This window comes from Microlunatus sp. YIM B11417 (genome assembly GCF_059617205.1).
The window spans coordinates 599,381-617,929 of record NZ_JCAMPJ010000002.1 but is presented as its reverse complement, the minus strand read 5'-3'; the positions used below and the strand labels follow the sequence as shown (position 1 = coordinate 617,929).

At 70.8% G+C, this 18,549-nt stretch carries 22 protein-coding genes; 16 read left to right on the top strand and 6 right to left on the bottom strand.

What is annotated here, in order from left to right; genetic code table 11:
• Nucleotides 1-62: 62 nt before the first annotated feature.
• Nucleotides 63-635, top strand: a complete 573-nt coding sequence (locus AC6CCG_RS13265; RefSeq protein WP_496655013.1) for a TetR/AcrR family transcriptional regulator — start codon at nt 63-65, stop codon at nt 633-635.
• A gap of 1 nt (nt 636) precedes the next feature.
• On the opposite strand, the gene AC6CCG_RS13260 is transcribed toward AC6CCG_RS13265, so the two are convergent.
• Entirely contained in the window at nt 637-1,401 is a 765-nt protein-coding gene (locus AC6CCG_RS13260) for an N-formylglutamate amidohydrolase (protein WP_496655012.1), read from the bottom strand.
• A gap of 88 nt (nt 1,402-1,489) precedes the next feature.
• Between AC6CCG_RS13260 and AC6CCG_RS13255 the strand changes: the two genes are divergently transcribed.
• Both AC6CCG_RS13255 and AC6CCG_RS13250 read left to right on the top strand, forming a co-directional pair.
• Nucleotides 1,490-1,891 carry a hypothetical protein gene (locus tag AC6CCG_RS13255; RefSeq protein ID WP_496655011.1) on the top strand — a complete coding sequence of 134 codons (402 nt, stop codon included), beginning with the start codon at nt 1,490-1,492 and terminating at the stop codon, nt 1,889-1,891.
• Between the two features lie 195 nt (nt 1,892-2,086).
• A complete protein-coding gene (locus tag AC6CCG_RS13250; RefSeq protein ID WP_496655010.1) occupies nt 2,087-2,476 on the top strand; it encodes a hypothetical protein in 390 nt (129 codons plus the stop codon).
• Nucleotides 2,477-2,503: 27 nt separating this feature from the next.
• Here AC6CCG_RS13250 and AC6CCG_RS13245 read toward each other — a convergent pair whose 3' ends face one another.
• Together AC6CCG_RS13245 and AC6CCG_RS13240 are read right to left on the bottom strand one after the other, a co-directional pair.
• Nucleotides 2,504-3,163 (bottom strand): response regulator transcription factor, encoded by a 660-nt coding sequence (locus AC6CCG_RS13245; RefSeq protein WP_496655009.1) that lies wholly within the window; start codon nt 3,161-3,163, stop codon nt 2,504-2,506.
• Nucleotides 3,148-4,737: a sensor histidine kinase gene (locus tag AC6CCG_RS13240; protein WP_496655008.1), complete on the bottom strand. Its 1,590-nt coding sequence runs from the start codon at nt 4,735-4,737 to the stop codon at nt 3,148-3,150. Before AC6CCG_RS13240 ends, AC6CCG_RS13245 begins: the two co-directional genes overlap by 16 nt.
• 135 nt (nt 4,738-4,872) lie before the next feature.
• Here AC6CCG_RS13240 and AC6CCG_RS13235 point away from each other — a divergent pair, with 135 nt between their 5' ends.
• On the top strand, nt 4,873-5,382 hold the full coding sequence (locus AC6CCG_RS13235) for an anthrone oxygenase family protein (RefSeq protein WP_496655007.1): 510 nt from the start codon (nt 4,873-4,875) through the stop codon (nt 5,380-5,382).
• A 1-nt stretch (nt 5,383) separates the two neighbouring features.
• Here AC6CCG_RS13235 and AC6CCG_RS13230 read toward each other — a convergent pair whose 3' ends face one another.
• Complete coding sequence (locus AC6CCG_RS13230) at nt 5,384-6,427, bottom strand: LacI family DNA-binding transcriptional regulator (RefSeq protein WP_496655006.1); 1,044 nt, start codon at nt 6,425-6,427, stop codon at nt 5,384-5,386.
• Between the two features lie 107 nt (nt 6,428-6,534).
• On the opposite strand from AC6CCG_RS13230, the gene AC6CCG_RS13225 reads away from it, so the two are divergent.
• From AC6CCG_RS13225 to AC6CCG_RS13205, 5 genes are read left to right on the top strand one after another with little or no spacing between them, the layout of a single operon-like run.
• Entirely contained in the window at nt 6,535-7,845 is a 1,311-nt protein-coding gene (locus AC6CCG_RS13225) for an ABC transporter substrate-binding protein (RefSeq protein WP_496655005.1), read from the top strand.
• 3 nt (nt 7,846-7,848) lie between these two features.
• Nucleotides 7,849-8,766, top strand: coding sequence for a carbohydrate ABC transporter permease (locus tag AC6CCG_RS13220; protein ID WP_496655004.1), 918 nt, complete (start codon nt 7,849-7,851; stop codon nt 8,764-8,766).
• Nucleotides 8,766-9,668 carry a carbohydrate ABC transporter permease gene (locus AC6CCG_RS13215; RefSeq protein WP_496655003.1) on the top strand — a complete coding sequence of 301 codons (903 nt, stop codon included), beginning with the start codon at nt 8,766-8,768 and terminating at the stop codon, nt 9,666-9,668. The genes AC6CCG_RS13220 and AC6CCG_RS13215 overlap by 1 nt, the downstream gene beginning before the upstream one ends.
• A 45-nt stretch (nt 9,669-9,713) precedes the next feature.
• Nucleotides 9,714-10,760, top strand: coding sequence for a zinc-dependent alcohol dehydrogenase (locus AC6CCG_RS13210; protein WP_496655403.1), 1,047 nt, complete (start codon nt 9,714-9,716; stop codon nt 10,758-10,760).
• Nucleotides 10,757-11,593 carry a sugar phosphate isomerase/epimerase family protein gene (locus tag AC6CCG_RS13205; RefSeq protein ID WP_496655002.1) on the top strand — a complete coding sequence of 279 codons (837 nt, stop codon included), beginning with the start codon at nt 10,757-10,759 and terminating at the stop codon, nt 11,591-11,593. The genes AC6CCG_RS13210 and AC6CCG_RS13205 overlap by 4 nt, the downstream gene beginning before the upstream one ends.
• On the opposite strand, the gene AC6CCG_RS13200 is transcribed toward AC6CCG_RS13205, so the two are convergent.
• Nucleotides 11,575-12,549, bottom strand: coding sequence for an NADP-dependent oxidoreductase (locus AC6CCG_RS13200; RefSeq protein WP_496655001.1), 975 nt, complete (start codon nt 12,547-12,549; stop codon nt 11,575-11,577). The genes AC6CCG_RS13205 and AC6CCG_RS13200 overlap by 19 nt on opposite strands.
• Before the next feature lie 105 nt (nt 12,550-12,654).
• On the opposite strand from AC6CCG_RS13200, the gene AC6CCG_RS13195 reads away from it, so the two are divergent.
• Nucleotides 12,655-13,212 carry a TetR/AcrR family transcriptional regulator gene (locus tag AC6CCG_RS13195; RefSeq protein WP_496655000.1) on the top strand — a complete coding sequence of 186 codons (558 nt, stop codon included), beginning with the start codon at nt 12,655-12,657 and terminating at the stop codon, nt 13,210-13,212.
• 199 nt (nt 13,213-13,411) lie between these two features.
• Nucleotides 13,412-14,383, top strand: coding sequence for a TRM11 family SAM-dependent methyltransferase (locus AC6CCG_RS13190; protein ID WP_496654999.1), 972 nt, complete (start codon nt 13,412-13,414; stop codon nt 14,381-14,383).
• Here AC6CCG_RS13190 and AC6CCG_RS13185 read toward each other — a convergent pair.
• Nucleotides 14,370-14,717, bottom strand: coding sequence for a MerR family transcriptional regulator (locus AC6CCG_RS13185; RefSeq protein WP_496654998.1), 348 nt, complete (start codon nt 14,715-14,717; stop codon nt 14,370-14,372). The genes AC6CCG_RS13190 and AC6CCG_RS13185 overlap by 14 nt on opposite strands.
• 52 nt (nt 14,718-14,769) lie before the next feature.
• Between AC6CCG_RS13185 and AC6CCG_RS13180 the strand changes: the two genes are divergently transcribed.
• The 5 genes from AC6CCG_RS13180 to AC6CCG_RS13160 all read left to right on the top strand — a co-directional run bounded on the left by AC6CCG_RS13180 (nt 14,770) and on the right by AC6CCG_RS13160 (nt 18,545).
• Nucleotides 14,770-15,543 (top strand): SDR family NAD(P)-dependent oxidoreductase, encoded by a 774-nt coding sequence (locus AC6CCG_RS13180; RefSeq protein ID WP_496654997.1) that lies wholly within the window; start codon nt 14,770-14,772, stop codon nt 15,541-15,543.
• A 32-nt stretch (nt 15,544-15,575) separates the two neighbouring features.
• Nucleotides 15,576-16,976, top strand: coding sequence for an acyl-CoA synthetase (locus AC6CCG_RS13175; RefSeq protein WP_496654996.1), 1,401 nt, complete (start codon nt 15,576-15,578; stop codon nt 16,974-16,976).
• 24 nt (nt 16,977-17,000) lie between these two features.
• Nucleotides 17,001-17,951, top strand: a complete 951-nt coding sequence (locus AC6CCG_RS13170) for an aminoglycoside phosphotransferase family protein (protein WP_496654995.1) — start codon at nt 17,001-17,003, stop codon at nt 17,949-17,951.
• Between the two features lie 9 nt (nt 17,952-17,960).
• The gene (locus tag AC6CCG_RS13165) at nt 17,961-18,179 is read left to right on the top strand and encodes a cold-shock protein (protein ID WP_496654994.1); all 219 of its coding nucleotides are present in this window, start codon (nt 17,961-17,963) and stop codon (nt 18,177-18,179) included.
• A gap of 78 nt (nt 18,180-18,257) precedes the next feature.
• Complete coding sequence (locus tag AC6CCG_RS13160) at nt 18,258-18,545, top strand: SH3 domain-containing protein (protein WP_496654993.1); 288 nt, start codon at nt 18,258-18,260, stop codon at nt 18,543-18,545.
• Nucleotides 18,546-18,549: the final 4 nt, after the last annotated feature.

Below are 18,549 nucleotides of genomic sequence, written 5' to 3'. Positions count from 1 at the left end.
TCGTTCTCCACTGGTATCGACTAGAGTAGAGAACGATCGTTCTCAACGCAAGAGGTGATGGTATGACCGACGAGGAGACCCTTCGGAAGGGATTGGTCGAGGCGGCCGACCGGCTGTTCTACGCCCGCGGCGTGCAAGCGGTCGGGATGGACGCGGTGCGGGCCGAGGCCGGGGTGTCGCTGAAGCGGATCTATGCGCTGTTCCCCTCCAAGGACGACCTGGTCACGGCCGTGCTGCGGCACCGCTCAGCCGTATGGGACGACGGCGTGGCCGCGGCCATGGCCGGCACCGAGGACCCAGTCGACCGGCTGCTGGCGATCTTCGACTACCTGGACGGCTGGTTCCACGAGCCCGACTTCCGCGGCTGCGCCTTCATCAACCTGTACGGCGAACTCGGGCCGAGCTCCCCCAACGCCGCTGAGGCGGTGCGCCGGCAGAAGCGCGGCTTCGCCGACCTGGTGGCGCGGCTGGTCGGCGAGGCCGGGCTGCCGGACGACCTGGCTCCGCAACTGGTCGTCCTGGCCGAGGGCGCCCAGACCACGGCCGCGATCCTCGGCGATCCGGACGTGGCCCGGCACGCCCGGGCAGCCGCCGGCGTCCTGATCGAGGCGAGCCGTCGCCCGGGACGCTCCTAGGTCACGCCAGGGTGTCGATCAGGCCGGCCAGAGTCTCCGCGCGACGCCGTACCCCGGCGACGGTGTCGCAGCCGTCCCGGCGCAGTTCGATCATCACCGCGCTCACCCGGAGGGTCTTGCGGTACTGGCGCAGCGGCACGTAGCACCCTGCGAACGGCTCGTCGGTGACGACGGCGCCGAGCGGCGAGAAGGCGGCGACGGCGGCCTCGCGCAGCCGGTCCGGCGTGTGGAAGGCGTCGGTCCCGATGCAGGTCATCGGGCGGCGGCGGTCCGGGTGCAGTTCGTACGGCAGCGGGTCCCGCGGATAGGAGTGCAGGTCGATCACGATCGCCCGGCCGACCTCGACCAGCCGGGCGTCGACCAGGTCGGCCATCCCCTCGGCGTACGGCCGGTAGAAGCGGGCCAGCAGGTCCTCGTGGTTCACCTCGGCCTTCCGCAGCGGCCGGCGGGTCGACGTCTTGGTGTAGACGGCGCCCATCCCGGCGGCAGCCATCTCCTCCCGTTCGTCCGGGAACCGTTCCGGGTCGACCACCAGCCGGGAGTAGCGGTTGACCGCGAGCCAGGGCCGGGCCGCGGCCAGCCCGGCCGCCAGCCGGCCGATCTGATCGGTGCCGGCGTCGGTCATCGCGGCCAGTTCGGCGGTCAGCTCGTCGTCGTCGAGCAGCAGCCCGGTCCGTACGTCCGTCGGGATCTCGGTCGCGGCGTGCGGCAGGTGCACGATCACCGGCGACGTCGGCGCACCGGGGACGACGGTGAGCGGGTTCACCGGCCCGCTCCGACCCGCCGCGGGCTCGATGAAAGAGCTCTCATGCTGGCTTCCTCGCCTTCTCATCGCTGGCTGGTTCGGTGGAACCATGCAGAACAGGACCAAGTGGATCATCACCGGCGGCGCGGCAGCGTTCGTCCTCGCCCCCGTCGCGGCCTTCGGCCTGCCCGCCCTTTCGCAGGAACCGCTGGCGGGCGCCGGCTACGTGGCGCACGCCGCGGAGCCGGCGGCGGATCCGACCGCCAAGCCCAGCCCCGGTGAGGACACCGGCAAGCCGACCCCGCCGCAGACCGCGAAGACCCCGGTCAGCCCGAATTCTGCCGTGACTCCGCCCACTCCGCAGACCAGCGCCACGCCGCAGTCGGCCCAAACCGCCCAGACGGCCCAGACCGCGAACACTCCGCCGACGCCGCCGACGCCGCAGACGCCGAAGACCGCGCAGACCGCGAAGTCCGCCGTCTCGCCCGCCTCGCCGAAGTCGGCCGGCTGAGCCCGAGCCAGAACCACCCGGTGCCCTGAGTTCGTCGGAGGGCCAGGCCAGTCCCGCATCGGGGCTCCGCAGGAGTCCTGTGGCCTGGCCCTTCGACAGGCTCAGGGCACGTTCGCGTCCGCGGCCGACCCGTTGATGAGAGACCTCTCATCTGGGCTTCCTCGCCCTCTCATGGCCGGCGGGTTGAGTGGGACCATGCAGACCAAGACCAAGTGGTTCATCGCGGGCGGCGCCGCGGCGTTCGTCCTCGCGCCGGTGGCGGCCTTCACGCTGCCCGGGTTGTCCCAGAGCCCGCTCGGCGGATCGGGCTACGTGGCCGAGGCCAGCAACGAGCGACCGGCCGCGGACCCCACCCCGAGCGTCAAGCCCAGCACTGCGGCGCCGACCACGAAGGCGGCCGCCTCGCCGAAGACCACCCAGACTCCGGGCAGTGCCAGGAGCGTCCCGAGCGCACAGAGCCCGCGCACCACGAGCAGCCCGGCGACCGTCAACTCGCCGATCACCCCACGGACCGCGGTCTCGCCGAAGACGCCCGTCTCGACCGACTCCGCGGTCTCCGCGCAGTCGGCCGTCTCGGCCGGCTGATCGGGGCCGCGCCGTCTCCGCCTGCTCTCATGAGACCAGGCGGTACCCAGCTCCCCGGACGGTGAGGATCCGGTGGGCGCCGATCTTGTTCCGCAGGTAGCGGATGTAGACGTCGACGACGTTGGAGCCGGGGTCGAAGTCGTACCCCCAGACCCGGGACAGCAGTTGCTCCCGGGTCATCACCTGTCCGGGGTTACGGAGCAGGGTCTCCAGCAGCGAGAACTCCCGCGCCGACAGTTCGACGGTACGGTCTCCGACGCGGGCCAGCCGGGTGTGCAGGTCGAGGCCCAGGTCGCCGTGGGAGAGCGAGGTCGGCTGCTCGCTCGACGTCTGCCGCAGCCGGATCCGGACCCGGGCCAGCAGCTCCTCGATCCTGAACGGCTTGGCCATGTAGTCGTCGGCGCCACTGTCCAGCCCCGCCACCGTGTCGGTCACCGAGTCCCGCGCGGTCAGGATGATCACCGGCAGCGTGAAGCCCTGCCCGCGCAGCCGTTCCAGCACCGCGAACCCGTCCAGGCCGGGCAGCCCGATGTCCAGCACGAGCAGTTCGAACTGATCGCTGAGCGCCAGTTCCAGCGCCTCCGGCCCGGTGGCCGCGACGGTCGTCGTGTGGCCGGCGGCGCGCAACCCCTTCTCCACGAACGAGGCGATCCGGGACTCGTCCTCGGCGATCAAGATCGCGGCCATGGGCTCTCCTGTTCCGTCGCGATGGGGTGCCGGTCGTCCGGCACCTCGAGTTCTTCGGTACGGGAATCGTCGGTGGTCACCGGAAGATCGAGAGTGAACGTCGAACCACGGCCGGGCCGGCTGTGCAGCAGCACCTGACCGCGGTGCGCGGTGGCGATCGCGTTGACGATCGCCAGGCCGAGGCCGGAGCCGTCGGCGTGGCCCGACGCATGATCATGTTCGTGGGCCGGGCCGGACCGCGCGAACCGCTCGAAGATCCGTTGATGATCTTCGGGCGCGATGCCGGTGCCCTCGTCGCGGACGGTCAGCCGGAGCCGATGGGCGGTCGCGTGGTCCGGGTCGGGGACCACCTCGGCACCGAGTGCGATCACCGAGCCGTCCGTCGAGTGCCGTACCGCATTGGACACCAGCTGGACCAGCGCCTGGGTGATCCGCTGCTGGTCGAGTTCGATCACCGCGTGCACGGTGCGGTCGATCCGCCAGCGCCGGTCGGCCAGCGGTTTCACCTTGTCCAGCACGGATCCGAGCAGGTCGTCCACGTCCACGGGACCGGGCCGGACGAAGTCGGGACGGCGCGACTTGGCCAAGATCATCAGGTCCTCGACGATGCGACGCATCCGGGCCAGCTCGTCCAGCGACAGGTCGACGGTCTCGGCGACCTCGGTCGGGTTCCGCTGGTCGAGCAGCTCCAGGTGCCCCTGCACGATGGTGATCGGCGTCCGCAGTTCGTGGCCGGCGTCGTCGAGCAGGTTGCGCTGTTCGTCGAACGAGATGGACAACCGGTCCAGCATCGCGTTCATCGTGTGGCCGAGGTCGGCGATCTCGTCACCGCTGGTGAGTTGATCTTCGGGGATCCGGCCGGACAGGTTGCCCTCGCCGATCTCCTGCGCGGTCTGCCGCAGCGTCCGCAGCGGCGCCAGCAGTTTGCCGGAGACGACGAAGCCGACCAGCCCGACCAAGATCAACGCCACCACGCAGACCAGGGCGTAGGTGCGGTAGGTGTTGTTCAGCGGCACGAACGCGGTGTCGATGTCGACCGCCGCGACGTAGTGCCCGAGGTCGTCCGAGCCGGGCAGTTGCGCGGTGACCGAGATGAAGGCGAGGTTCCGGTTCCGCGCGTTGCTGAGCTGCTGGATCTCGATCGGGTCGCCGGGCCGCACCTGGGCCGCCTTCGCCACGATCTCCGGATCGCCCTGGACCGCGGTCTGCAGGTCCGACTGCCGGTTCGGGTGCAGTTCGAGCTTGCCGTTGACCAGCCCGAGCACGGCCTCGTTGTCGTCCGGGTAGGTCGCCTTGATGGTGGCCCGGAGCAGCGCCTCGACGGTGGTGATGTTGGCCGCGCCCGGCCCGGTCATCGCCTCGTTGCTGGCTTCCTTGAACTCGTTGTACTCCTGGAGCAGGGCGGCCCGGACGCCGTCGTACACGTCCTGCCGGCTGATCGCGTACGAGGTCAGGCCGGCGGCCATCATGCCGAGGGCGGTCGTCATCAGCACCGCGGTGAGGATCCGGAACCGGACCGACCAGCCGCGCGGGCGCTTGGGCGCACCGGGCCGGTGGTCGCGGACGGGTTCCATTCGACCATCCTGACAAATCCGAGCCGGACAACACGGATCCCGGCGATGAGACTCCTCTCATCGCGAGACACCCGGACATGGCGTCGAGCGTCACAGGGATGGCCGGACGGTCGGCAGGGCGGTTGACTGGGCGTCATGTTCACCGTGCTGCAGGCCGTCGCGCTGGTCGCGGCCACGCTGTCCACCGGCTTCATGGCCTCGCTGTTCATCACCTACTCGGCGGTGATCATGCCCGGGCTGCGCGGCGCGGACGACCGGACGTTCATCGCCGGCTTCCAGCGGCTGGACGCCGCCCTGGTGACACCGGCCTTCCTGTTCCTCGGCTTCCTCGGCGCGCTGATCTTCACCGGCCTCGCCGGCCTGCTTCTGCTCGGCTCCGAGCAGCGGCCGGCGTTGCCCTGGACCGTCGCCGCGTTCGTGCTGTACCTGGCGACGTTCGTGATCACGGTGGCCGTACACCTGCCCTTGAACAACGGGCTCAAGGAGGCCGGGCACCCGGACCGGATCGGTGATCTCGCGGCCGTCCGGGCCGCCTTCCGGGAGACGACCTGGCTCGCCTGGAACCATGTCCGCTCGGTCGTCGGCCTGATCGCCTTCGGCTGTCTCGGCTGGGCCCTGGTCGAGTTCGGCCGTTCGCTCGGCTGACTCAGCCGGTGGACTCCCTGATCATCAGCCGATGCGGCACGACGTAGCTGCGGCCCGGCTCCCGGTTGCCCTCGATCCGTTCCAGCAGCGCCTCGATGGTGCGCTCGGCCAGCGCCTCCAGGTCCGGCGCGACCGAGGTCACGGTCGGGCTGAGGTACTCGGTGTCGACGATGTTGTCCCAGCCGACGACGGCGATGTCGTCCGGCACCCGTACGCCGGCCCGCTTCAGCCCGCGGATCACGCCGATGGCCAGCAGGTCGCTGCAGCAGACGATCGCGTCGCAGCCGAGCAGGTCCTCGCCCGCGTCGGCGACCGTCTGCTCGCCCATCTCGCGGGTGAACCGGCCGGTCGTGATCACCCGCCGGTCCGCCAGTTCCAGCCCGAGCGCGGCCAACCGGTCCCGGACGCCGACCATCCGGATCTCGCCGACGGCGGTGGGCCGGGCCGGAGTACGGCCGACATAGCCGATCCGGCGCCGGCCGGTCCGGTACAGGTGGTCGACCACCTCGGCGGCGGAGGCGTGGTTGTCGATCGCCACGTAGTCGGCGTTGCTACCCGGCAGCGGCGCCGCGAGCAGCACCATCGGCGTCCGGCGGCTCATCGCGGCCATCGCCTCCGGGTCGATCGCGAACGGGCTGAAGATCACTCCGTCGATGCCGTGACCGGGATAGCCGGCCGCCGCCTGCTCCTCCCGCTCCGGGATCCCGCCGGTCTCGTCCATCACCACCGTGTAGCCGCGCGGTGACGCGGCGGCGATCATCGCGTGCGCCAGGGCGCCCAGGTAGGGCTCGTCGATCCGCGGCAGGGCCAACGTGATCATGGTGCTGCGCCCGCTCTGCAACTGCCGCCCGGCCAACGACGGCCGGTAGTCCAGCTCCTCGATCGCGGCCAGCACCCTGGCCCGGGTGGAGTCGCGGACGTTCGATCGCTGATGGACGACGTTCGTGACCGTCTTCAGCGACACGCCCGCCAGCGCCGCGACGTCCTTGATCCGGGCCGGCCGGCTCCGGTCGGCGTCGCGGGTGGGCCGCTCGATGGCTGACATGGGCTCCTCGAGAAATCGACGGTTCGGGTCTTGACATCCTAGGGTGCCCGGCGGATTCTAACGTTAGATTCTAACGCTAGAAGTTTCACCAGGACACAGGAGTCACGATGAAGCCGAAGGTCTCGATCGACCGCCGGACCCTGCTCTCGGCCACGGGGCTGACCACCCTGGCGCTCGCCGCGGGCTGCACCGGTCCGGCACCGGGCGGTGGGCCGGCCCAGCAGGAGACCTCGGCCCAGCAGGAGATCCGCTACATGATCGGCCAGCCCGAGGACCCGGCCGACCTCGAACTGATCCGGGCCGACCTGAAGAAGTTCGAGGCCGCCCGGCCGGGGACCACCGTGAAGCTGGACGTGATCCCGTCCGACACGGTGCGCACCGTGCTGCAGACCCAGTTGCGTTCCGGGCAGGGGCCCGACGTCTTCGGCTACGACACCGGTCCCGGTTTCGCCGGCGCGCTGGCCGAGGCGGGGCTGCTCTACGACCTCACGGCCGCCTACACCGAGCGGAAGTGGCCGGTCTTCGAGTTCGCCAAGCAGCGGGTCACGTTCGACGGCAAGATCGTCGGCGTCCCCAGCCAGATCGAGCAGGTCGGCCTGTTCTACAACAAGGACCTGTTCGCGAAGTTCGGCCTGGCCGAGCCGGGCAGCCTGGCCGAGCTCGAGGCCGCGGCGCACACGCTGGCCGACAACAAGATCATTCCGCTCGCGGTCAGCGACAAGGAGGGCTGGCAGGGCGGCCACCTGCTGAGCATCACGCTGTCCAGCCAGGTCGGCTCGGCCGGCATGGACGCGCTGCTCGCCGGCGACCGGCCGTGGGACTCGCCCGAGGTGGTCGAGGCGCTCGCGGTCTGGGAGCGGTTCGGGCAGGCCGGGCTGTTGACCCCGTCACCGGCCGCCGTGACGTACGACAACGCCAACGCGCTGTTCTACTCCGGCAAGGCGGCGATCAACCCGACCGGCAGCTGGCTGGCCCTGGACATCGAGCGCAACGCCAAGTTCGAGGTCGGCTTCATCCCGTTCCCGGCGCCGAACGGTCGAGGCATCTTCAGCGGCGGACTCGGCTCGGGCACGTTCGTCTCGGCCGGCACCACCAAGGCCGAGGCCGCGATCGCGCTGCTGGACTACCTGCAGACGCCGGAGCACGGCCGCTGGGCGGTGGAGAACCTGCAGGACATCCCCGCCTACCCGGTGGACACCGCCGGGATCAAGGCCAGCCCGCTGTTCACGCAGATCCTCGACGACGCGGCCAAGATCGCCGAGGGCACCGGCGACTTCGGCTACAACATCGACGTGCTGACCGGTGATCAGTTCAACAACGCCATGTGGAAGGGAATCCAGGGCATCCTGTCCGGCCAGTCGACCGCGGCCGAGGTGGCCGGCCGAATGCAGGACGCGGCCGCCAAGGACGGGAACTGAGCCGTGGCCGCGCTCAGTCATCTCCCCCGGGTCACCCGGCGCGCCCAGGCCCGGCTCGGGCTGGTCCTGGTGCTGCCGGTGATGGCGTTGGTGATCATCTTCTTCCTGTTCCCGATGATCAGCGCGCTCTACTTCTCCGTGGTCGACTTCGACGGGCTGGATCCGACGCCGCCGTTCGTCGGTGCCGCCAACTTCACCGAGCTGTTCGGCGATCCGGAGGTCTGGCGGGCCCTCGGCCGCAACGCGATCTGGATCGTCATCGGCACCGTGGCGCCGATGGTGATCGGGCTGGTGGTGGCGCTGCTGGTCTGGACGGTCCGGTCCGGCAGCGTCGTCTACCGGCTGATCTTCTTCCTGCCGTACGTGCTGCCCGGCGTCGCGATCGGGATCGTCTGGGGCTGGATCTACGACCCGGTCAGCGGGTGGCTGAACCGCGCGCTGGACCTGGTCGGCCTGGGTGGGCTGCAGCGCGGTTGGCTGGGCGATCCGAACACCGCCCTCTACGCGGTGCTGGCGACGGCGGTCTGGGCCACCTGCGGGTTCGTGATCATGGTCATCCTGTCCGCGCTGCGCAACGTCGACGCCGAGCTCGTCGACGCGTCCCGGATCGACGGCGCCGGTCCGGTCAGCCGGTTGCTGCACGTGATCCTGCCGCAGATCATGCCGGTCCTGCTGATGGTGCTGACCCTGATCCTGGTCGGCGGCTTCAGCGTCTTCGACATCATCTTCATCATGACCGGCGGCGGTCCCGCCGACGCGACCAACGTGCTCGGTACGTATGCGTACAAGAACGCCTTCCAGTTGAACCGGATCGGCTACGGCACCGCGCTGGCGCTGTTGATCACCGTGCTGTCGATCCCGTTCGCGGTGGGCCTGAACCGACTGCAGCGGCGGCTGTCGCTGCAGGGAACGGGGGCCTGATGTCCGTCCAGACCTCGCTCACCGCACGTGCTCCGGTCGTCGCCGAGCTGCCGCCCCGGACGCTGCGCCGGCGCAGTGCCCGGACCACCGGCGGACTGCTGGCCCGTCACCTCGTCCTGGTAGTGCTGGCCCTGTTCACGCTGTTCCCGGTGATCATGGTCGTCTCCACCACGTTCAAGTCCGAGGCCGACGTCCGGGCCCGCCCGTTCGACCTGTTCAGCTCCTTCTCGTTCGAGAACCTGATCACGGCCTGGACCCAGGGCGAGTTCAGCCGCTATCTGGTGGACAGCATCCTGCTCACCGTGCCGAGCACGGCCCTGGTGGTGATCATCTCCACGATGGCCGGCTACGCCTTCGCCCGACTACCCTTCCCGGGCCGGACGATCATGTTCTACTCGGTGGTGCTGGGCCTGCTGGTGCCGTTCTTCACCTACATGATCCCGCTGTACTTCCAGCTCCGCTCGATGGGACTCCTGGACACCTTGATCGGCGCCATCCTGGTGCTGACGATGACCGGGATCGCGTTCGGCACCTTCTTCATGCGCGCCTTCTTCACCGACCTGCCGGACGAGCTGGAGCAGTCGGCCCGGGTGGACGGGTGCTCGGAGGCGCAGATCTTCCTGCGGGTGCTGTTGCCGCTGGTCCGGCCGGGCCTGGGAGCGCTGACCGTGTTCACGTTCCTGGCCAACTGGAACAACTTCCTGGTGCCGCTGCTCTACCTGCCCAGCGGCCGCTACCGACCCCTCACCACGGGTCTGTACATGTTCACCGGCGGGCGGTCGCTGGACATCGGCCCGCTCGCGGCCGGGACCTTGATCACCATCCTGCCGGTCCTGATCGTCTTCCTCGCCCTGCAGCGCCAGGTCACGCAGGGATTTCTGTCCGGAGCGATCAAGGGTTGATCACTCGTACCATCCCCATGCGTAAGGAGCATGTCCGTGGCATCCATGGTCAGTTTCGTCGAGCCCCGCGTGGCCGAGGTCGTCGCCGAGGAGGAGCGCCCGGTCGGGCCGGCGGAGGTCCGACTGCGGACCCTCTACACCGGCATCTCGGCCGGCACCGAGCTCACCGCCTACCGCGGCACCAACCCGTATCTCAACCGGTACTGGGATTCCGGGGTCAGGCTGTTCCGGCCCGGTGACACCAGCCTGACCTTCCCGGTCAACGGCTGGGGGTACGAGGAGGTCGGCGTCGTCGTCGAGACGGGACCGGACGCGGACGGCGTCGCGGTCGGCGACATCAGCTGGGGCACCTGGGGCCACCGGACGCACACCGTCCAGCCGGCCGAGAAGGTCCGCCGGAAGCTGCTGCCGCAGGGTGCGGATCCGCGGCTCGGCATCTTCTCCCAGATCGGGGCGATCGGGCTCAACCTGGTGCTGGACGCCGACATCCACGTCGGCGAGACCGTCGTGATCTTCGGCGCCGGGGTGCCCGGCCAGATCGCCGCCCAACTGGCCCGCCTGAACGGTGGCCGGGTGATCGTCGTGGACAAGATCGCGGACCGGCGGGATCGGGCCCTGGAGCTTGGCGCGGAGGTCGCGCTGGACCCGGACCGGGAGCCGGTCGCGGAGCGGGTCCGGGAGCTGACCGACGGCCGCGGTGCCGACGTCTGCCTCGAGGTGAGCGGGCACTACCCGGCGCTGCACGAGGCGATCCGGACCGTGGCCTACAACGCCCGGGTCTGCGTCGCCGGTTTCATGCAGGGTGAGGGGGCCGGGCTCCGGCTCGGCGAGGAGTTCCACCACAACCGGGTCTCCTTGATCTGCTCGCAGATCTCCGGTGTCGCGCCGTCCCTGCAGGGCCGCTGGGACTTCGAGCGGCTGTCCCGGACCGCGATCGAGCTCGGCGTCTCGGGCCGGCTGAAGCTGACCGAGCTGATCACCCACACCTGGCCGTTCGAGAAGGCGCCCGAGGCCTTCCGGCTGCTCGACGAGCACCCCGAGCAGGCGCTGCAGGTCGTTCTCGAGATCGACGACGCGAAGGAGCACGGATGAGCATCAAACTGGCCGCAGCCGAAGGCACGCTGCCGGGCACGACCCTGGAGGAGAAGTACGCCTTCGTCCGCTCGGTCGGCTTCGACGGGATCGAGCTGTCCGGGCAGGGCGACGGGATCTTCGCCGGCCGGGCCGCCGAACTCGCCCGAGCCCGCGACGCCGGCGTGATCATGCCGACGGCGGTGGTGCACATGGACCACTTCATCGGCGATTTCGATCATGACCGCCGGCGGGACGCGATCGAGCAGGTGAAGCAGTTGCTGTCGACGATCGTGATCGCCGGCGGCACCGGCATCGTCTCGCCGCACGCGTACGGGCTGTTCTCCAAACGACTGCCGCCGTTCACGCCGCCCCGGTCGGACGCGGACTCACGCAAGCTGCTGGTCGAAGCCCTGCGCGAGCTCGGTGATCATGCCGCCGAGGTCGGTGCGACGCTCTACCTGGAACCGTTGAACCGGTACGAGGACTTCGTGATCAACACCCTGGCCGACGCCGTGTCGGTGGTACAGGAGGCCGACTCGCCGGGCGTGGCGGTGATCGCCGACACGTACCACATGTCGATCGAGGAGGCCGATGTCGGCGCCTCGCTCCGCGCCGCCGGCCCGTTGATCAAGCACGTCCAGCTCGGCGACAGCAACCGGCTGGAGCCCGGCGCCGGTCACTACGACTGGCCCGAGACCCTGCAGGCGCTGGCCGACATCGGCTACGACGGCTGGCTCGCGATGGAGTGCCGGCTGAGCGGTCCGGTGGACGAGGTGCTGCCGCGGGTGGCGGCCGTGCTCCGCACGCCGCCGGCCGCCGACGGCTCACCGGCTCAGCCTCGCCGACCTTGATCAAGATCGAGGACCAGCTTGCCGTGCACGTGCCGGTCGGCCTGGAGCTCGACGGCACGGCGGATCTGTTCGACCGGAAAGCTCCCGGCGAGTGGCACCTGGAGCCGACCGGTCGCGACCAGGCGGGCGATCTCCTCCAGGGCTCCGGCCGGAGCGTCCGCACCGTTGGCTGCGTGCACGCCGTCGACCTTCGCGGCGATGGTGCAACTGCGACGGTCCGGCACGCCGAGTTCCCGTGCGACCTGCAGCGTCTCCGTCCCGTGTAGGTCGATGGCGGCGGTCACGCCTTCCGGAGCGAGGGCTCGGACCCGGTCGGCCAGACCCTCGCCGTACGCGACCGGTTCGGCTCCGAGATCGCGGAGGAACTCCGCCGACGACGCCGACCCGGTGCCGATGACGCGCGCTCCGGCGATCCGGGCCAGTTGAACGGCGAACACGCCGACCCCGCCCGCCGCTCCACCGATCAGGACCGTGTCCCCGGGGCCCGGGTCCGCCGCAACGACGGCGGCGGACGCCGTACGGCCGGCGATCGTGAGGGTGGCCGCGGTGCGATCGTCGACACCGTCTGGGGTGTGGTGGACCTCGTCGGCCGCGCTCCCTCCGGTGGCGTCGACGACCACGAAGTCGGCGACGGCGCGGGACAGCGCGCCCCCGAACACCCGGTCCCCCGGAGCGAAGCCGGCCACGCCGGCGCCGACCTGGTCGATCACTCCCGCGTAGTCCGTACCGAATCCGACAGGAAGGCTCAGCCCGAACCGGGCGGCGGTCTCCGCGTCGGCGGTGATGATCCAGTCCATCGGGTTGAGACCGGCCGCGCTGACCCGGACCCGTACCTGTCCCGCACCGGCCTGCGGGGCGGAAATCTCACGGAGGTCGAGCACTTCGGGTCCGCCGAAGGCGGACAGCCGGACCGCCCTGCTCCGGGGAAGCTGATGGTGATCACTCGCTGACTGCATCTGTCGCACCGCTCCTTGGCTGAGGAACAACGAAACGGACTATGCTCCGTTTACATGGGTGACGATAACACAAACGGAGCATGATCCGTTTTGACGAACGGTGAGATGCGCCGGCCACGGGCGGACGCGATGCGTAACCAGGACCAGTTGCTCGCCGTCGCGACCCGCATGTTCGTCGCCACGCGTGCCGAACCGTCGATGCGGGCGATCGCGCGCGAGGCCGGGGTCGGCATCGCCACTCTCTACCGCCACTTCCCGACCCGCGAGTCGTTGGTCGACGCGGTCTACCGGGATCAGGTCGCACGACTGACGACAGGCGCCCGCGAACTGCTCGATCAACTACCGCCCGCGGCCGCCCTGCGGCGCTGGATGGATCTGTTCGGCGACTGGATCGCGACCAAGAGCGGCATGCTGGACACCCTGCTGGCGATGATCGAGTCGGGCACGATCGCTCATGAGGAGACCAGGAGCGAACTCCTGGCGGCGATCACCTCGATGCTCGACGCGGGCAGCGCGGCAGGCGACCTCCGGTCCGATGTCTCCGCCGACGACATCGCCGCCTCCCTCATCGGCATCTTCACCGTGGCCCCATGCCCCGAGCAGGAGGACCAGGCCGGCCGCCTGCTGGACCTCCTGCTCGACGGACTTCGACCACGACCATGACAGCTCCGCCTTCAGGATGGATCGGGCACGAGCTAGGAAGGCCCGGGCCGAGCCTCCTGGAGGGCCCCGTTGCCGCGGCCGCCGGCCGGGCCGACCTCCCTAGTAGGGTCGCCGGTGTTCGCCGAGCGAGGAGGACGGGGCGATCACCGACTACCTGATCCAGTACGCGGCCGGGACCGGACCGCTGGCCGCCGAGGCGTTGCGGCAGGCGGTCCCGGATGTCCGGCCGCTGTTCAGCGACGACAGCGCGATGCTGGTCCGGACCAACCGGACGCTGAGCTCGGCGGACCCGCTGCCGTTCGCCAACAACGCGTTCCGGGTGGTCGCCAAGGTGCCGCGGGGCAAGATCATCGGCGCGATCCGGAAGCTCGCCGCACAGGTGCCGAAGGCGGAACTGGAGCCCGCCGGGCGGCAGGGCTTCCGAGTGATGACGCAACTCGACGGGCAGCTGACCGCGATCGACCGGGCCGCCCGGAACGACCTGGAGCGGGCGCTGGCGTCGAAGGTCCGCGGCCGGGTCAGCAGCCGTGGCGGCGGTGACGAGTACTGGCTGATCGGCCGGAAGGACCTCGGCGAACTCCTGCTGGCCTACCGGTTGCCCAAGCAGCGCAGCCGGAAGGTGGCGGCCGGCGCGCTCGCCCCGGAGCTGTCCTCGATGCTGGTGGCGGCCTCGCGGCCGGACCGGCGGGACCGCTTCCTGGACCCGTTCGCCGGGTCCGGTGCGCTGGTCGCCGCGCGCCTCGCCCAGCCGGCCCGCCGGCTCGACTACGTCGACGAGCGGCTCGACGAGCTGCGGCCGAACCTGCCCGACGTGTTGCGCCGCAAGCGGGAGGGTTTGCGCCTGTTCGCCGGAGACGCCCGGCGGCTGACCATGATCGATGATCATGACGTGGACGTGATCGTCACCGACCCGCCGTGGGGCGAGCACGAGGAGGTCGACGGCCCGTACGAGAGCTTCGTGGCCGACGTCGCCGCCGAGTTCGACCGGGTGCTGAGCCCCCGGCACGGCCGCCTGGTCCTGCTCAGCTCACGCCGCCGTGCCGATCTCTGGTCCGACGCGCTCGGACCGCTGGCGGGCGGCGCGAGCCTGGAGATCTTGATCAACGGCCATCCGGCCACGGTGTTGATCGGGTCGCGCCGTTCGTCTGCCGGATCGCTTACAGGGAAGTGAGTTTCCGGGTCAGCCGATCCCTGGTGTCCTGCAGGGCCGTCAGCCGGTTCTCGACCTCGGCCAGCCTCGCCCGGTACGTCCGCGCCGGCAGCTCGGTGTCCGCGCAGCGCTCCGGGTCGTGCTCCTCCAGGCAGGGCACCAGGTCCTTCACGCCGTCCAGCGTCAGCCCGGAGGCGAGCAGTTCGGCGATCGCGCGCACCCGGTCGACCGCCGGTTCGTCGTACTCGCGCCAGTCGTTGCCGCCCCGCCGCGCGTGCAGCAGGCCATGCTGCTCGTAGTACCGCAGCGACCGCCGGCTGACACCGGTCCGCCGCGCCAGTTCACCGATCCGCACCGGGCACTCTCCTTGACCTTGACACCGGTGTCACGATCCTAGGCTCGCCGCCATGACCGACATCCAGCCGACCCCCAGCACGGACCAGGAACCCAGCCGCCGGACGGCGCTCGTCACCGGCGGCGGCTCGGGGATCGGGCGGGCCGTCGCACTGGCCCTCGCCGAAGCCGGCCTGGACGTGCTCGTCACCGGCCGCCGCCCGGCCGCCCTGGCCGAGACCGCCGCCCTGCACCCCGGCATCCGGACCCACGTCGCCGACGTCGCCGACCCGGATGATCATGAGGCGACCGTGGCCGCGGCCGCTCGCTTCGGCCGGCTCGACGTCTTGATCAACAACGCGGGGATCGGTGCGCCCGGGGCTCTCGGTGCCATCGCGGCGGAGGTCGCCCGGCAGACCTGGGCCACCAACGTGCTCGGCCCGATCCTGCTCGCCCAGGCCGCGCTGCCGTACCTGATCAAGGCCCGCGGAACGATCATCAACGTCTCCAGCACGTACGGCGTCAAGCCGGCCCCGGGTCACAGCACCTACGGCGCCAGCAAGGCCGCGCTGGAACACCTGACCCGCAGCTGGGCCCTCGAGCTGGCCGAGCACGGCATCCGGGTCAACGCGGTGGCCCCGGGCCCGACCGAGAGCGAGGCCCTGCTCCGGATGGGCCTCTCCGATGATCAGATCGTGGCGATCAAGGACGAGGAGCGACGCCTGATCCCGCTGCGCCGGCGCGGCAAGGTCGAGGACGTGGTGCCGTGGGTGGTCGCGCTCGCCGATCCCGGCGGCTGGGTCACCGGTCAGGTGATCGGCGTCGACGGCGGCTACGTGCTGACCTGACCGCCGCCGACTGCGGTCGCTACGCTCGTCGCATGCGTTCACCCGGGGCCGGCTCGCTGCTGTCGTCGTTGTCCGGACCGGAGCGGACGGCGCTCACCATCGACGGGATCGAACTGACCCGCCGGGACCTGCTGCGGCGAGCCTCCGCGACCGGAGCCGCCCTGCGCCAAGCCGGCGTGCGGCGGGTCGCGGTGCACGCCGTACCGACGCCCGAGACCGTGGTGGCCCTCGTCGCCTGCCTCCTGTCCGGTACGACAGCGGTACCGGTCCCGCCCGACGCCGGCGCGAGTGAGCTGGCTCACGTACTCCGCGATGCCGAGCCCGACGGCTGGCTCGGTGCGGCCCCACCGGACCCGGGCGGTCTGCCGGTTCGCCCCGTCGCGGCCGGCGCCGACCCGCGAGCGCTGCCGACGCCCGCTCCGGACGTCCCGGCGCTCATCCTCTACACCTCCGGCACCACCGGGCCGCCGAAGGGCGTCGTCCTCTCCGGCGCCGCGCTCGCGGCCGGCATCGACGCGCTGACCGAGGCCTGGCAGTGGTCGGCCGAGGACACCCTGGTGCACGGGCTGCCGCTCTACCATGTCCACGGCCTGGTGCTCGGCCTGTTCGGGCCGCTGCGGATCGGCAGCCCGCTGGTGCACACCGGACGTCCCACCTCGGAGGCGTACGCGAGCGCCGCCGGCACCCTCTACTTCGGGGTGCCGACGGTCTGGTCCCGCGTCGTCGGCCAACCCGACCTGGCCCGCCGGCTCGCCCGAGCCCGGCTGCTGGTCTCGGGCAGTGCGCCGTTGCCGACCCAGACGTTCCACCGGCTCGCCGAGTTGACTGGAGCCGCCCCGGTCGAGCGGTACGGGATGAGCGAGACCTTGATCACGATCAGCACCCGGGTCGACGGCGAGCGCCGGCCGGGCTGGGTCGGGCTGCCGCTGCCCGGGGTGCGGACCCGGCTCCGCGACGACGCCGGCCGCGACCTGCCGCACGACGGCGAGACCATCGGCAGCCTCCAGGTGGCCGGCCCGATGATCTTCGACGGCTATCTCGGCCGGCCGGACGCGACCGCGAGCACGATGACCGACGACGGCTACGTCCGCACCGGGGACGCGGCGGTGATCGACTCCACCGGGTTCCACCGGATCGTCGGCCGGGAGTCGTCCGACTTGATCAAGTCCGGCGGCTACCGGATCGGCGCCGGCGAGATCGAGTCCTGCCTCCGCGAGCATCCCGCGGTGATCGACGTGGCGGTGGTCGGCGTGGCCGACGATGATCTTGGTCAGCGGATCGTCGCCTACGTGGTCGGCACCGGCGACGCGGCCGTGTTGATCGATCATGTCGGCACCCGGCTGGCCCGGCACAAGCGCCCGCGCGAGGTCCGCTTCGTGGCCGAGCTCCCGCGCAACGCTCTCGGCAAGGTGCAAAAACACCTTCTGGCCTGAGCGGCGGTCGGGGATACTGCTGCGATGTCGTCGACCTACCTGCACGGACCGCGGCTCGGCTGGCCGGCGGCGCCACCAGCGGTCCGCGACTGGGTCGCCGAACGCGCGGGTACGGTCTCGAGCTTCGAGGATCGGGTCGGCGGGATGTCCACCGGCCTCGCCACGGTCGTCACCGGCGACCGGCGCCGTGTCTTCGTCAAGGCGCTCGACGCCACGGTCAATGCGGCCGGCGAGCGGTTCTATCGACGGGAGGCGGACTTCGCGGCACGGTTGCCCGACCTGCCGTCCATCCCGCGGCTGCTTGATCATGGGACGATCGCCGTCGAAGATCATCGCTGGATCGTCCTGCTCTATCCGGCCGCCGCGGGCGAGCCGCCGCAGCACCCTTGGCGCGCCGAGGTGCTGGCCCGGGTCCTGGACGCCTGGCTGCCGGTCCGCGAGGCCCTGGCCGAGATCCCGGACTGGCCCCGGAACGACCTGATCGCGCCGCTGTTCACGGGCTGGCGGACGATCGCCGAGAGTCCCGACGACCCGTGGCACGAGCTCGCGGCGGACTGGATCGACCGCGAGGAGCAGTTCGTCACCGCGGCCGCCGAGACCGGACCGCTGATCGGCGCCCACCTGGACCTGCGGGCGGACAACCTGCTGGTCGGCCCGGACGGCGCCTGGTTCGTCGACTGGGCCCATCCCGATCGTGCGGCACCGTGGGCGGACCCGTTGATCATGCTCTGCGACGTCGTGTCCTCCGGTGGTGATCTTGGCGACGGCGGCGAGATCGACGTGGCCCGGGTCTGGGCCGAGCACCCGGCCTGCACCGGTGCCGATCCGGAGTTGTTGATCAACGGCGTGTCGTCGTTCGCCGCGTTCATGCACGCGGGATCGCTGAAACCGCCGCACCCGGCCGTGCCGCACGGCCGGGCCTGGCAGCGGCTGGTCTCCGAGCGGACGCTGCCGTACGCGCTGCGCCGACACTAGGCTGGCCGAATGGCACGCGGCACCGTGAAGTTCTACAAGGCGGAGAAGGGCTGGGGCGCGATCTCCTCCCCCGACCTGCCGCCCGGCCTCGATGCGTTCGCCCATTTCAGTGCCATCGAGGCCGAGGGCTACCGGGAGCTCCAGCAGGGCGACGAGGTCGAGTTCGACTACGAACCGGCCGTGCAGGACAGTTTCCGCTTCGTGGCGACCCGGGTCCGCAAGCTCTGAGCTCGGGTCCGGCTGACCCTCGCCGTGGTTGGGTACGTACGGAAGTGACCGAGCTGCTCACCAGCAAGGAGGCACACCATGCCCAGCAAGCTGCGGAACGCCCTCGGGCTCAGTGCCGCGACCGTCGTCGCGGCCACCGGCCTGGTCGCCCTGCCGTCCACGGCCTCAGCCGGAGTGACCTGTGAGACCACCCGCGACAACACCCCGGTGCACGCCGAGCCCTGGCCGGCGGCGCCGATCATCAACCGGTTGCCCAACGGCACCCTGCTGGACTGCACCGAGGGGCCGGGCTGGTTCCGGGTCGGCCGGGACGGCCAGTGGCTCGGGTACGTCCACGCCAACTTCCTCGACACCAGCTTCGGCTGACCCG

Coding starts and splice junctions, on each gene's coding strand:
- AC6CCG_RS13255 (WP_496655011.1), top strand. CDS start 1,490: ATGCAGAACAGGACCAAGTGGATCATCACCGGCGGCGCGGCAGCGTTC.
- AC6CCG_RS13225 (WP_496655005.1), top strand. CDS start 6,535: ATGAAGCCGAAGGTCTCGATCGACCGCCGGACCCTGCTCTCGGCCACG.
- AC6CCG_RS13170 (WP_496654995.1), top strand. CDS start 17,001: ATGTCGTCGACCTACCTGCACGGACCGCGGCTCGGCTGGCCGGCGGCG.
- AC6CCG_RS13195 (WP_496655000.1), top strand. CDS start 12,655: ATGCGCCGGCCACGGGCGGACGCGATGCGTAACCAGGACCAGTTGCTC.
- AC6CCG_RS13160 (WP_496654993.1), top strand. CDS start 18,258: ATGCCCAGCAAGCTGCGGAACGCCCTCGGGCTCAGTGCCGCGACCGTC.
- AC6CCG_RS13175 (WP_496654996.1), top strand. CDS start 15,576: ATGCGTTCACCCGGGGCCGGCTCGCTGCTGTCGTCGTTGTCCGGACCG.
- AC6CCG_RS13205 (WP_496655002.1), top strand. CDS start 10,757: ATGAGCATCAAACTGGCCGCAGCCGAAGGCACGCTGCCGGGCACGACC.
- AC6CCG_RS13230 (WP_496655006.1), bottom strand. CDS start 6,427: ATGTCAGCCATCGAGCGGCCCACCCGCGACGCCGACCGGAGCCGGCCG.
- AC6CCG_RS13180 (WP_496654997.1), top strand. CDS start 14,770: ATGACCGACATCCAGCCGACCCCCAGCACGGACCAGGAACCCAGCCGC.
- AC6CCG_RS13240 (WP_496655008.1), bottom strand. CDS start 4,737: ATGGAACCCGTCCGCGACCACCGGCCCGGTGCGCCCAAGCGCCCGCGC.
- AC6CCG_RS13245 (WP_496655009.1), bottom strand. CDS start 3,163: ATGGCCGCGATCTTGATCGCCGAGGACGAGTCCCGGATCGCCTCGTTC.
- AC6CCG_RS13250 (WP_496655010.1), top strand. CDS start 2,087: ATGCAGACCAAGACCAAGTGGTTCATCGCGGGCGGCGCCGCGGCGTTC.
- AC6CCG_RS13215 (WP_496655003.1), top strand. CDS start 8,766: ATGTCCGTCCAGACCTCGCTCACCGCACGTGCTCCGGTCGTCGCCGAG.
- AC6CCG_RS13200 (WP_496655001.1), bottom strand. CDS start 12,549: ATGCAGTCAGCGAGTGATCACCATCAGCTTCCCCGGAGCAGGGCGGTC.
- AC6CCG_RS13265 (WP_496655013.1), top strand. CDS start 63: ATGACCGACGAGGAGACCCTTCGGAAGGGATTGGTCGAGGCGGCCGAC.
- AC6CCG_RS13165 (WP_496654994.1), top strand. CDS start 17,961: ATGGCACGCGGCACCGTGAAGTTCTACAAGGCGGAGAAGGGCTGGGGC.
- AC6CCG_RS13210 (WP_496655403.1), top strand. CDS start 9,714: ATGGTCAGTTTCGTCGAGCCCCGCGTGGCCGAGGTCGTCGCCGAGGAG.
- AC6CCG_RS13235 (WP_496655007.1), top strand. CDS start 4,873: ATGTTCACCGTGCTGCAGGCCGTCGCGCTGGTCGCGGCCACGCTGTCC.